The sequence below is a fragment of the Patulibacter ginsengiterrae genome, assembly GCF_056269115.1.
The window spans coordinates 13,658-25,208 of sequence record NZ_JBWDOG010000026.1 but is presented as its reverse complement, the minus strand read 5'-3'; the positions used below and the strand labels follow the sequence as shown (position 1 = coordinate 25,208).

11 protein-coding genes are annotated in these 11,551 nt (G+C 75.1%); 3 read left to right on the top strand and 8 right to left on the bottom strand.

What is annotated here, in order from left to right; translation table 11 throughout:
• Positions 1–179: 179 nt before the first annotated feature.
• Both ACVUH9_RS21230 and ACVUH9_RS21225 read left to right on the top strand, forming a co-directional pair.
• Entirely contained in the window at positions 180–1,085 is a 906-nt protein-coding gene (locus ACVUH9_RS21230) for a dipeptidase (protein WP_475760661.1), read from the top strand.
• A gap of 137 nt (positions 1,086–1,222) precedes the next feature.
• Complete coding sequence (locus tag ACVUH9_RS21225) at positions 1,223–1,531, top strand: hypothetical protein (RefSeq protein WP_475760659.1); 309 nt, start codon at positions 1,223–1,225, stop codon at positions 1,529–1,531.
• Between the two features lie 89 nt (positions 1,532–1,620).
• On the opposite strand, the gene ACVUH9_RS21220 is transcribed toward ACVUH9_RS21225, so the two are convergent.
• Together ACVUH9_RS21220 and ACVUH9_RS21215 are read right to left on the bottom strand one after the other, a co-directional pair.
• Positions 1,621–3,138 (bottom strand): APC family permease, encoded by a 1,518-nt coding sequence (locus ACVUH9_RS21220; RefSeq protein ID WP_475760657.1) that lies wholly within the window; start codon positions 3,136–3,138, stop codon positions 1,621–1,623.
• Between the two features lie 4 nt (positions 3,139–3,142).
• Positions 3,143–4,783, bottom strand: coding sequence for an amidohydrolase (locus ACVUH9_RS21215; protein WP_475760655.1), 1,641 nt, complete (start codon positions 4,781–4,783; stop codon positions 3,143–3,145).
• Between the two features lie 95 nt (positions 4,784–4,878).
• Between ACVUH9_RS21215 and ACVUH9_RS21210 the strand changes: the two genes are divergently transcribed.
• Positions 4,879–5,907: a LacI family DNA-binding transcriptional regulator gene (locus ACVUH9_RS21210; protein WP_475760653.1), complete on the top strand. Its 1,029-nt coding sequence runs from the start codon at positions 4,879–4,881 to the stop codon at positions 5,905–5,907.
• Positions 5,908–6,369: 462 nt separating this feature from the next.
• On the opposite strand, the gene ACVUH9_RS21205 is transcribed toward ACVUH9_RS21210, so the two are convergent.
• The 6 genes from ACVUH9_RS21205 to ACVUH9_RS21180 form a co-directional block, all read right to left on the bottom strand.
• A complete protein-coding gene (locus tag ACVUH9_RS21205; protein WP_475760651.1) occupies positions 6,370–7,044 on the bottom strand; it encodes a response regulator in 675 nt (224 codons plus the stop codon).
• The gene (locus ACVUH9_RS21200; protein ID WP_475760649.1) at positions 7,041–8,231 is read right to left on the bottom strand and encodes a sensor histidine kinase; all 1,191 of its coding nucleotides are present in this window, start codon (positions 8,229–8,231) and stop codon (positions 7,041–7,043) included. Before ACVUH9_RS21200 ends, ACVUH9_RS21205 begins: the two co-directional genes overlap by 4 nt.
• Positions 8,232–8,281: 50 nt before the next feature.
• Positions 8,282–9,124, bottom strand: coding sequence for an ABC transporter permease (locus ACVUH9_RS21195; protein ID WP_475760647.1), 843 nt, complete (start codon positions 9,122–9,124; stop codon positions 8,282–8,284).
• Positions 9,121–10,065, bottom strand: a complete 945-nt coding sequence (locus tag ACVUH9_RS21190; RefSeq protein ID WP_475760645.1) for an ATP-binding cassette domain-containing protein — start codon at positions 10,063–10,065, stop codon at positions 9,121–9,123. Before ACVUH9_RS21190 ends, ACVUH9_RS21195 begins: the two co-directional genes overlap by 4 nt.
• Before the next feature lie 118 nt (positions 10,066–10,183).
• On the bottom strand, positions 10,184–10,990 hold the full coding sequence (locus tag ACVUH9_RS21185; protein ID WP_475760643.1) for a family 1 encapsulin nanocompartment shell protein: 807 nt from the start codon (positions 10,988–10,990) through the stop codon (positions 10,184–10,186).
• A complete protein-coding gene (locus ACVUH9_RS21180; RefSeq protein ID WP_475760641.1) occupies positions 10,990–11,421 on the bottom strand; it encodes a ferritin family protein in 432 nt (143 codons plus the stop codon). Before ACVUH9_RS21180 ends, ACVUH9_RS21185 begins: the two co-directional genes overlap by 1 nt.
• Between the last annotated feature and the right edge of the window lie 130 nt (positions 11,422–11,551).

Sequence of the window (11,551 nt, the reverse complement as noted above, 5' to 3'; positions counted from 1 at the left end):
ATGCTCATCCCCATTACCTCTATTGAGACTCGCCCGGCGGCCATGCCCCTGGCCGTGGGTGGCCCCGGCCCGCAGGACCGCGCCGACCGCGGCCCAGCGGAATCCGGCCCGCGGAGCGGATCTGACAGCGTGTGGCCCGGTTCGATCGCTCGGCGGCCGGACCCGCACCGCCCATGACCATGACCGGCGACGGACACGACCTCGGGCTCAGCGAGGCCCAGGAGCAGCGAGCCGCGGCGCTGAGCGCCTCGTGCGTGGTCGTCGACCTGCTCGGGCCCTCCCCCACGGAAGCCGATCCGGCGCCGGCAGCCGCCCGCGCGCCGGACGCGCCGCCCACGGGCCCCACCGCCCGCCGGGTCGACGTCGATCCCTCATCGCTGGGGCGCGCGCCGAAGCCGCCCGGCGCCTGGTCCGCGCTGCCGGTCGCGCGGACCGTCGGCGAGATCCGCGCCGCCGCGCGGGACGGTCGCCGCGTCGTCTTCCTCGGGACCCGGGCCGCGACCGACCTGGCCGGGCTCGACGCCCTCCACGGACTCGGGCTGCGGATGGTCGGGCTCGGCGATCGCCCCGCCGAGGTCCCCGCCGACGGGAGCCCGGTGACGGACGCGAACGGCCTGACCACCAGCGGGACCCGGCTGCTGCGACGGCTCGACCAGCTCGGGATCGTGGTCGACGTCGCCGGCGCCGACCACGCCACCGCCTTCGACGTCGCGATGCGCTCGGCCCACCCGATCGTCGCGTCCCGCGCCCTCGTCTCGGGACGGCGACCCGGGGGATCGGCCGCGGGCACCGACGAGCTCCGGGCGATCGCCTCGACCGACGGGGCGATCGGCATCGGCATCGCCTCCGGTCCGCCCGGCGCGCAGGCACCGATCGAGGCGGTCCTCGACCGGGTCGACCAGGTCGCCGGCCTGGTCGGCTCGCGCTACGTCGCGCTCGGACTCGGCAGCTCGCTGACCGCCAGCGGGCCGCTCGACGGCCCCGCGCTGACCCGCGGCCTGGTCGCCCGTGGCTACGCCGACGACGAGATCCGCGGGATCCTCGGCGAGAACGCCCTGCGCGTCTTCGCCGCGGTCTGGGGCTGAACCCGCCGCCCGGCGGTCGGGAGGCGCGACCGGCGGGCCCGCGCGCGGGTGTCCAGCCCCCTCGATCGGGCCGAGCCGGCGGGCGCGCACGACCTGGCGGCGTGTCGTCTCCGTCCCGAACGGGTAGCGGTCGAGCGATGCCCTCGTTGCCGCATCCCCACCTCCACCGGCCCCGGCGGCCGAGCCTGTTCGCCGTGCGGGTGCTGCTGCCCGCGGCGATCCTGCTCGCCGCGCTGGTGGTCGCGATCGTCGGCCCGCGCGAGCTCGCGCCGGGGCTCGTGGTCGCGGCGCTGCTGGTCGTGGTCGCCGACTTCCTGATCCGGTTCGCGATCGGCAGCGAGCTCGACCGCGACGCCGAGCAGGGCGCCCGCCGACGCTTCCGCCGCACCGGTCACTGGCCGGACGAGGACGACGACCGCGATCCGCCGCGGCCGCCGTCGGCCTGAGCGAGCCTCCCGCCCGGCCGCCCGCCCGCCCCGCCAGTCCGCCGCTGGTCGGCCGGAGCCACCCGGAGGAGCCGGCCCGGCCGCCTCCCTCAGCCCCCGGCCGAGGACACCGCCACCGGGGCCGGAGCGTCGTCGTCGCCCTCGATCCGGGTCGTCGCCAACGCCCCGTAGACCTCGGGGCGACTGCGCCGTAGCCAGATCGCGACCCCGATCCCGATCAGGAAGACGACCGCCGCGCTGCCGATGATCGCGGCGTTGACCGTCGAGTCGCGGGCGGTCAGCAGCGACATGTTCTTGGTCACGAAGACCAGCATCGTCACCAGCCCGATGATCGCCAGGACCGGCGCGATCGTCGTCGACCAGCGGCTCTCGCCGCGGGCGTTGCGCCGGAAGAAGCCGATCACGGCCAGCCCGGCGAGGATCTGGAGGGCGATGATCCCGATCAGGCCCGGCGAGTTGACGAGGATGAAGAGGTCGTTGTAGGGGTCGAGGCCGGCGATCGCGAACGCGGCGCAGACGACGGCCGAGACGATCGCCATCACCACGCCCGCGACCCACGGCGAACGGTGACGCTCGTGCGTGCGGGCCAGCGCCCGCGGCATCGCGCCCTCGCGGCCGAGCGCGAACAGGTAGCGCGAAGCAGCGTTGTGGAAGGCCAGGATCGCCGCGATCGCGCTCGTCACCAGCAGCACCCGCATCACGTCGACCGCCCAGGCCCCCACGTACTGGTCCGCCATCGCGTAGAACATCCCGGTGACGTCCGAGGCCGCTGCGGCCTGGGCCTTGTCCGGCCCGAAGGCCATCACCGTCGACCAGGTGATGAAGGCGTAGAAGATCGCGAGGAAGGCGATCGCGCCGTAGGTGGCACGGGGAATCGTCCGGCGCGGGTTCTTCGACTCCTCGCTGAAGATCGCCGTCGCCTCGAAGCCGAGGAAGGCGGCGGAGCTGAGTGCGAACAGCGCCCCGGACGAGCTGGTGAAGGCGTTCGACGGCTTGAACGGCTCCAGCGAGAGCCCGTCGGCGCCGCCCTGGACGACGACCGCGACGGCGACGATCAGCAGGATCAGGGCCTCGAGCGAGAGCGCGACCCCGAGCACGGTGGCCGAGAGCGCGATCGAGCGGTGGGCCAGGTACCAGACGACCACGAGCGCGATCGCCGTCCAGACCTGCCAGGAGAGGTGGATCCCGAAGAGGTCCTGGAAGGTCCCCTCCGCGGTCAGCCCGAAGAAGCCGTAGAGCCCGATCCCGATCACCGCGTAGGCGAAGGTCGCCAGGTACGCGGAGCCGAGGCCGAGGGTGCGGTTGAGCCCCCGCGAGACGTAGACGTAGAACGCGCCGGCGTTGGTGATGTGCCGGCTCATCGCGGTGTAGCCGACGGCGAACAGCGCCAGGATCATGCCGGTCAGCGCGTAGGCGGCGGGCGCGCCGATCCCGCCGCGGGCGATCGCCAACGGCGCGACGCCGGCCATCACGGTCAGCGGGGCCGCGGCCGCGACCACGAAGAAGATCAGGTGCCCGGTGCCGAGGACGCCCTTCTCGAGGGTCCGGTCCGCGCCTGATTCGGCGGTGGGCCGGGGCGCGTTGCCCCGGTCGGTGGTGGTGCTCACTCGGTCAGCTCTCGTTGCGGTGGACGATCCGGCCGTCGACGACGACCAGCCGGACGGGAAGCGCCCCCAACCGGTCGGGGTCGACGGTCGTGGGGTCGGCGGCGAGGACGGTCAGGTCGGCCTGGAACCCGGGGGCGATCCGTCCCGCGCGGTCCTGCTCGCCGACGGTCGCCGCGTTGTGGGTCGTGTAGCCGTGCAGGGCCTCGAGCGGCGTCAGCGCCTGCTCGGGGTCGAGCACGTACTCCGGCCCGCGCGCCGGCAGCCGGCGCGTGATCGCGTAGTGCAGGCCGAGCCGCGGGTCGAGCTGAGCGACCGGCCAGTCGGAGCCGAGCGGGACCAGCGCCCCGCTGCGCAGGACGTCGGCCGTCCGCCAGGCGCGGGCGGCGCGCTCGGGCCCGAGCCGCTGCGTCCACTCGTCGCTCCGGTCCGGCGCCCGCCACTGGCCGTGGAGCGGCTGCATCGAGCAGGCGACGCCTTCGGCCGCGAACCGCGCCAGCAGCGCGTCGGGGAGCGTCTCGGCGTGCTCGATCCGGTGGACGACACCGGGCGCGGCGCCGGCCTCGCGGTAGGCGTCGAGCACGAACGCCACCGCCGCGTCGCCGATCGTGTGGGTGACGCACTGGAAGCCGGCCCGGGCGAAGCGGATGATCGCGGCGCGGAAGCGGTCGGTGTCCGGCCAGAAGCAGTCGCTGCCGCCGCCGCGGGTGTCGGGCTCGGCGAGCCAGGCGGTGCCGCTCTCGACGACCCCGTCGGCGAAGAACTTGGCGACCCCGCCCCGCCACAGGCGGCCGTGCTCGTCGCGCAAGCCCAGCCACTGCTCCTGCTCCGTGTCGCTGACGCCCGGCGCGACGAGCAGCGGCACGACCAGCCGGGTCGTCAGCTGGCCGGCGGCCTCCAGCTCGCGCAGCAGCACGAAGGTCTCGGGGGTCCCGTCCATCACGTGGCCGCCGGTCAGGCCGACGGCGTTCATCCGCCGCTGGGTCCGCGCGACCGCCTCCTGCCGGTCCTCGTCGACGGCGGGCAGCCGCCGGACGACGTGGTCGTAGGCGGCGCGCTCGCGCAGCTCGCCGGTCGGCCGCCCGTCGCGGAAGACGATCTCGCAGCCGTCCTCGAACGCGACCGGCGCGTCGACCCCGGCGAGGTCCATCACCGACGGCGTCGCCAGGTGGGTGTGGAGGTCGAAGAAGGCGATCAGGGCGGGGCCCTCGGCGTCGGCCTCGAGCTCGCCGCCCTCCATGTCGTGACCGCCGTAGATCCCGTAGTCGGTCCCGAACGCGCGCACGATCGCGTCGGGTCCGAGCCGGGCCCGCTCGGCCCGCAGCTCGGCGCGGACCTGCTCGCGGTCGAGGACCCCGAGCAGGTCGACGCCGGGGGCCATCTCGTGCCCGGAGATCGCGTGGATGTGCCCGTCGACGAGCCCGGGGACGACGCAGGCGCCGTCGAGCTCGACGACCTCGGCGGTCGGCCCGGCGGCGGCGCGGACCGCGGCGTCGTCGCCGACGACGGCGATCGAGCCGTCGCGGACCAGCAGCGCCGTCGCCCGCGGCCGAGCGTCGTCCAGTGTCAGCACGTCGGCCCCGACGAGGGCCAGCTCTCGGGGCGGGGCCACGGCGTCGACTGCCGCGTTCGGAGGGGTCTGACTCATCGACCCACCGTACGCCAAATCGATTCGTCATGTCAACTCGGACGTGACGGCGGGCACAGAACGGCGGGACGGAGCGGCCCAGTAGGCTGGCTTCGATGGCCACGCGGCGCCCCACGATCAGCGACGTCGCCGCCGCGGCCGGGGTCTCGCGGACGACCGTCTCGCACGCCCTCAACGGCAAGGGCCGCGTCGACGAGGGCACCCGCGAGCGGGTCCGCGCCGCCGCCGCCGAGCTCGGCTACCGCGCCAGCCCGACCGCCGCCGGACTCCGGCTCGGACGCACGATGACGCTCGGGATGATGCTGCCCAGCGGCGGCATCCCCCCGGGAGGCGAGGCCGTGCTGGTCGAGCGCGACCTCTTCGGCGTCGAGTTCTACCTCGACGTCGCCGTCTCGGCAGCGCGGACCGCGTTCGGCCGACAGCACGCGCTGACCCTGTTGCCCGACGCGCTCACCACCGACGACCTGCGGCAGTTCCCGCTCGACGGCGTGATCGTCAACGACCCGCAGATCGGCGACCCCCGGATCGCCGCGATCGAGGCACTCGGACTGCCGTTCGTGACGATCGAGCGGATGCTCGACCGCCCCGACCACCGCCGGTGGGTCGCGACCGACACGATCAGCGCCACCCGGGCCGTCCTCCACCACCTCGCCGACGCCGGCGCCGAGCGGATCGCGCTCGTCTCCGGCGACCTGCCGTGGGCCTGGTACCGCGACACCGAGGACGCCTACCGCGACTGGTGCGCGCAACGCGGCGTCGAGCCGCGGGTGGTCTCGCTGACCCTCGCCCGGTTCCGCGACCACGGGGCCGCCGCGACGGTCGACGAGCTGCTCGCCGGCCCGACCCCGCCCGACGCGATCTTCACCGGACCGGACATCTACGCCCGCGCGCTGGCCCAGGAGCTCGACGCCCGCGGGATCGCCCTCGGCGACGACCTGCTGCTGGCCTGCGGCGTCGACAGCACCCACGTCCGCGCGCACCACCCGCCGATCACCGCGATCGACCTCTTCCCCCGCCAGCAGGCGCAGGCCGCGGTCGAGCTGCTGCTCGACGCGGAAGCGCCCGGCCCGCGGCTGCTGCCCTCGCAGCTGCACCTGCGGGCCTCGACCCGCGCCGGCGGCTGAGGGGGCCGGCTGGGGGTGTAGCCGGGTCGGGTGGCCGGGCCGCAGGCCGGGTCGCAGGCCGGGTCGCAGGCCGGGTCGGGGGTGGGCGGGCCGGGTCGCGGGTGGGCGGGCCGGGTCGCGGGTGGGCGGGCCGGGTCGGCGGGCCGGGCCGGGTCACGGGTGGCCGGCAGGCGAACTGGAGTCATTTTGCGTCGCCGTTCCGAGCTGGAGTCATTTTGCGTCGCATAGCGAGGCGAAATGACTCCGGTACAGGTGCCCGACGCGAAATGACTCCCGTCCCGCGGCGCAGCCCCCGTCTTCAGTCCCGCCGCCGTCCCGCGGCCCAGCCTCCGTCTTCAGCCCGCGCCCCAGCCCCGCGCCCCGTCCCGCGACCCTGCCTCCGTCTTCGGTCCCGCGCCGCCCGCCCCGCGCCCCAGCCCCGCGACCCAGCCCCCCGCCCATCCCGCGCCCCCGCCCCACGGATCACCCCGCCGGCGCCACCAGCCCCCGGTCGTAGGCGAAGACCACGATCTGGACCCGGTCGCGCAGCTCGAGCTTGGCCAGGATCCGGCCGACGTGGGTCTTGACCGTCGCCTCGGACACGACCAGCCGCGCGGCGACCTCGGGGTTCGAGAGGCCCCCGGCGACCGCCAGCAGCACCTCGTGCTCGCGCGGGGTCAGCCGCGCGAGGCGGGGATCGACGGCCGCGGTGACGTCGGCGGTCGCCTGCGGCAGCCGGTCGGCCATCGCCGTCAGCAGCCGCCGGGTCGTGCTCGGGGCGACGACCGCGTCGCCGCTGACGACCGCCCGGATCGCCGACAGCAGGTCGGCCGACTCCGCGTCCTTGAGCAGGAACCCGCTCGCGCCGGCCCGGAGCGCGGCGTAGGCGTACTCGTCGAGGTCGAAGGTGGTCAGGATGATCACCCGCGAGGGGCTGCCCGAGGCCACGATCTCGCGGGTCGCCTCGACCCCGTCCATCCGCGGCATCTGGACGTCCATCAGCACGACGTCCGGCCGCAGCCGCGCGACCAGCTCCAGCGCCTCGCGTCCGTCGCGGGCCTCGCCGACGACCTCGAGGTCCGGCTGCGCGTCGAGCACCATCCGGAACCCGAGCCGCAGCAGCTCCTGGTCGTCGACGAGCACCACCCGCGCGGTCACGACGGCCGCTCCTCGTCGGCGACGAGCGGGAACCGCGCGCGGACCGTCCAGCCGCCGGCGACGTCGGGGCCCGCCTCCACGCTCCCCGCGTAGAGCGCGACCCGCTCGCGCATGCTCCGCAGCCCGCCGCCCTCGACGATCGGCCCCGGCGCCCGGACGCCGGTGTCGGCGATCGTGAGGTCGAGGCGCTCGCCGGAGAAGGCCAGCGAGACCCGCGAGCGGGCCCCCGGACCGGCGTGCCGGAGGGTGTTGGTCAGGGCCTCCTGGACGATCCGGTGGGCGGCAAGCTGGAGACCCGCCGGGACCGAGGCGGTCGGCGAGCCGGAGACCGCGTAGTCGACCGGCACGCCCGCCGCCCGGAGCTGCGCGACGACCTGATCGATCTCGGCCAGGCCCGGCTGCGGCGCCCGCCCGCGCGGGCCCGGATCCTCGCGCAGCACCCCGAGCAGCGCGCGCATCTCCCGCAGGGCCTCGCGACCGGTCCGCGAGACCCGCTCGATCGCGAGCTGGGCCTGGTCGGGCGTCTCGCGCAGCGCCCAACCGGCCCCGTCGGCGAGCGCCACCATCACCGTCAGGTTGTGGGCGACGACGTCGTGCATCTCGCGCGCGATCCGGGCCCGCTCCGCGGCGGCCGAGAGCCGTCCCTGCTGGTCGCGCTCGCGCTCCAGCCGGACCGCCCGCTCCTCCAGCGAGGCCAGCAGCTGGCGCCGTTGGCGGGCGTTGGTCCCGAGCACGCCGGCCACCAGCACCAGCGCCGACAGTCCGACGAACCGCTGGACCTCGAGGTCGGTGTCCATCCGCCACAGCCAGGCGACGATCCCGACCTCGACCACCAGCCCGGCGAGCCACAGCGTCCGCGCGGGCCGCCGCACCGCGACCGCGTAGAGCGCCACCAGCACGGCGACGAGCCCCGGGATCAGCGCCGTGTCCCCCGGCACCCGCGCGTCGCCGAGCAGCCGCGCCCCGATCACGACGGCGACGGCCGCGAAGGCCGCGACCGGGTAGCGGCGCCGGACGACCAGCGGCAGCACCAGCGCTACCCCGTAGACCAGGCCCCAGGGACGGCTGTGGACGGCGGCCGCGGCCGCGACGAGCAGCACCAGCGACGGCCCGACGTCGCCGACGATCGGCCAGCGGTCGCCGAGCGCGACGATCCGGGACGGCGGAGATGGAGCGGCGGTCGCCACGCGCCCCACAGTACCCGCGCTCCCGCCCGGATCACGGTCGTCGCCGTCGTTCACGCGTCCCGGCGGCGCAGCAGGACCGCCGCGACGAGCAGCGTGATCGCAACGTAGCCGACCATCACCAGCGTCGCCGGCAGCCGCTCGAGCAGCTCCTGGGTCGGCGTGTTGGTGGCCATCGCGGTGCCGAGCCGCTCGGGCAGGTAGATCGCGATCGCGTCGCGGGTGGCGCCGGGCAGCAGGTTCAGCAGGCCGGGGACGACGAACAGCAGCGCGGCGAAGACCGCGATCCCCCCGGCCGCGTTGCGGAGGATCGCGCCGATCCCGACCGTCAGCGCCGCGACCAGGGCCAGGAACAGCGCCGCGAAGCAGATCGACCCGACGGCTCCCGGGTCGGCGAGCCCGACGTCGACGTGGTGCTGGGCGAGGATCGGCTGCGCGAGCAGGAACCCGAGCAGCGAGGCGACGAGCATCAGCACGAAGGTCACGGCGGCGAAGACCGCCACCTTGGCCGCGAGCACCGGCAGCCGCTGCGGCACCGCCATCAGGCTCGAGCGGATCATCCCGGTCGAGTACTCGCCGGCGATCATCAGGACCCCGAGCACCCCGATCGCCAGCGGCGCGAGGTGGAAGCCGACCAGGGCCTTGTCGATCCCGTCGAGGTGCCGCTGGTCCTCGACGCCCATCGTGTCCCAGCGGCCCATCAGGATCAGCGAGAACAGCGGCCCGATGCCGATCATGATCAGCGCCGCGACCAGCAGCGACCAACGGGTCGAGCGCAGCGTCCAGAGCTTCGTCCACTCCGAGCGGGCGACGCGGCCGAAGGTCACGCCGGTCGCGGCCGGCTCCGGGGCCGGCGTCGGGCGCGGCGCGAGGCCGGCATCGGCGACCGTGCTCATGCGACCGCTCCGGTCGCGGCCCGCCGTCCCGGAGCTGACCCCGTGCGGTACTCGACGACGTCGCGGGTCAGGCCCATGTAGGCCTCCTCCAGCGACGCCGTCTGCGGGGTCAGCTCGTGCAGCACGATCCCGTGCTCGGCGGCCAGCACGCCGATCCGGTCCGCCGGCAGGCCGCGGACCTCGAGCAGGCCCCGCTGCGGGCTCGTGACCTCGACCGTCGCCCCGGCCAGCTGCTCGCGCAGCCGGCCCGCCTCGGGCGAGCGGACCAGCACGCGGCCGCCGGACGATGCCTCGCGCACGACCTCCGCGACGGTCGTGTCGGCGATCAGCCGGCCGCGGCCGATCACGATCAGGTGCTCGGCGGTCACCGCCATCTCGCTCATCAGGTGCGAGGAGAGGAAGACCGTCCGGCCCTCGCCCGCCAGCCGCTGGAGCAGGGTCCGGATCCAGAGCACGCCGTCGGGGTCGAGTCCGTTGACCGGCTCGTCGAGGATCAGCGTGCGCGGATCGCCGAGCAGGGCGCAGGCGATCCCCAGCCGCTGCCCCATCCCGAGCGAGAAGCCGCCGACCCGCTTGCTGGCGACCTCCTGGAGCCCGACCGTGTCGATCACCTGCTCGACCCGGGCCCGCGGGATCCCGTGCGTCTGGGCTAGGGCGAGCAGGTGGTGGTAAGCCGAGCGACCGGTGTGGACCGAGCGCGCCTCCAGCATCGCCCCGACCTCGTGCAGCGGGGCGCTGAAGCTGGCGTAGTCGCGGCCGTCGGTGCGGACCCGGCCGCTGGTCGGCGCGTCGAGGCCGACCATCATCCGCATCGTCGTCGACTTGCCGGCGCCGTTCGGCCCGAGGAAGCCGGTGATCGTCCCGGGCCGGACGACGAAGCTCAGGTCGTCGACGGCGAGCCGCGGTCCGTAGCGCTTGCTGACGTGCTCGACTTCGATCATGCCCTGACGGTAGGCCCGATCGTCGCCGCTGCCTATGCGTCGCGAGGATGGACTTCGCGGCCCGCCGGGGGCCCCAGGTCGCAGGCGCCGTCATCCTCGAGGATGACGGCCCGGCGCCTCAGTCCGCCGACAGCTCGATCGCCGCCTCCGGCGTCGCGACCCGGAACGTGAACGACTCCTCCAGGTGCAGGTGGACCGTGTCGTGGTCGTGGTGCTCGTAGCCGACCGAGAGGTCCTGGCCGGAGGCGAACAGGAAGTCCCCACCCCGCACGCTCAGGACGATCGCGCCACGGACACCGGGGGCCCGCACGACCGGCCCCTCGATGATCTTGCGGAGGTGGTCGAAGAGCGGGTATCCCCCGTGCTCCGCCGTCTCGGCCACCGCCGTGTGCCGACCCGGCCCGAGCACCAGCGCGTAGGGCCCGTCGACGCCGCCCTCCCGTAGCCGCTCGACGCCGCCGGCGACCTTGCGCGTCCAGCCCTCGATGTCGTCCCCGAGCGGGATCGCCGGGTACGGGGTGGCCGTGGTCATGCCGACGATCCCGGCCGCCTCCCAGCCGTGGAAGACGGCCACGTTCTCGGCGGCCGCGATCCGCAGCGCCGCGTCGTCGAGGCTCTCGTAGTCGACGTCGACGGCCCCACGGTCGGCGTTCAGCAGCTCCTCGCGGTCGACGGTGAACGAGGCCCGCAGCTCGGCCAGCGGCAGCACCCGCCGCAGCCGCCCGCTGACCCCGTCGATCGGGCCGTCGTCGAGCGACATGGCCCGCCCGAGGTTGACCGACGAGCGCTGCCAGCCCCGGGGGCCGTCGAAGTCGACGACCCGGCGGGCGGCGAGCGAGGCGACCAGCCGCTCGGTTGCCTCGGCGTCGATGTCGGCCCAGCCGGCGTCGGTGATCGGCGCGTGTCCGCGCAGCAGGTGGTCCATCACGCACCGCCCTTCAGGCCGCCGATGCCGAGCGATCCGCCCGAGCCGCTGGCGGTGACCGGCGCCGCGCTGCTGCTCGGGACCCCGCCGGGAACGTCGACCGGGCCGCCGGCGCCGAGCGGCACGCCGCCCTCCGCCTGCTCGCCGTTCTCGCTGATGTCGCCGTCCTTGAACAGGATCCCGCGGGCGATCTGCCCCCACTCGGGCTTGCGCCGGAGCAGGAACTCGAGGTCCATCGCGAAGTGCTTGTACTCCTCGTGGACGGCGCTGGCCATCACCGAACGGGCCTCGGCGTCGGGTTCGATCGCCAGTCGCTGCTCGTACCAGCCGATCGCCTCCGCCTCCTCCGTCAACGAGGCGCAGAGGCGCGCGAAGGTCCTGGTCTCGGCCGGCAGCTCGTCCGGCGGCTCGTGGTACTGGTCGAAGCCCATCGGTGCTCCTCGGACGCGGGTCGAGGCGACGTGCGGTCACGCCGCCGATCACGCGCCATCCTCTACCCCGCCGCGCATGCCGCCAAGCACCGCGGGGCCGTTCGCGTTCGGCGGGACGGCGCCGCTCCCC

What these genes read in the sequence shown, in the direction of transcription:
- ACVUH9_RS21225 (WP_475760659.1), top strand. Translation starts at nt 1,223, where the DNA reads ATGCCCTCGTTGCCGCATCCCCACCTCCACCGGCCCCGGCGGCCGAGC.
- ACVUH9_RS21195 (WP_475760647.1), bottom strand. Translation starts at nt 9,124, where the DNA reads ATGAGCACGGTCGCCGATGCCGGCCTCGCGCCGCGCCCGACGCCGGCC.
- ACVUH9_RS21190 (WP_475760645.1), bottom strand. Translation starts at nt 10,065, where the DNA reads ATGATCGAAGTCGAGCACGTCAGCAAGCGCTACGGACCGCGGCTCGCC.
- ACVUH9_RS21185 (WP_475760643.1), bottom strand. Translation starts at nt 10,990, where the DNA reads ATGGACCACCTGCTGCGCGGACACGCGCCGATCACCGACGCCGGCTGG.
- ACVUH9_RS21210 (WP_475760653.1), top strand. Translation starts at nt 4,879, where the DNA reads ATGGCCACGCGGCGCCCCACGATCAGCGACGTCGCCGCCGCGGCCGGG.
- ACVUH9_RS21180 (WP_475760641.1), bottom strand. Translation starts at nt 11,421, where the DNA reads ATGGGCTTCGACCAGTACCACGAGCCGCCGGACGAGCTGCCGGCCGAG.
- ACVUH9_RS21215 (WP_475760655.1), bottom strand. Translation starts at nt 4,783, where the DNA reads ATGAGTCAGACCCCTCCGAACGCGGCAGTCGACGCCGTGGCCCCGCCC.
- ACVUH9_RS21230 (WP_475760661.1), top strand. Translation starts at nt 180, where the DNA reads ATGACCGGCGACGGACACGACCTCGGGCTCAGCGAGGCCCAGGAGCAG.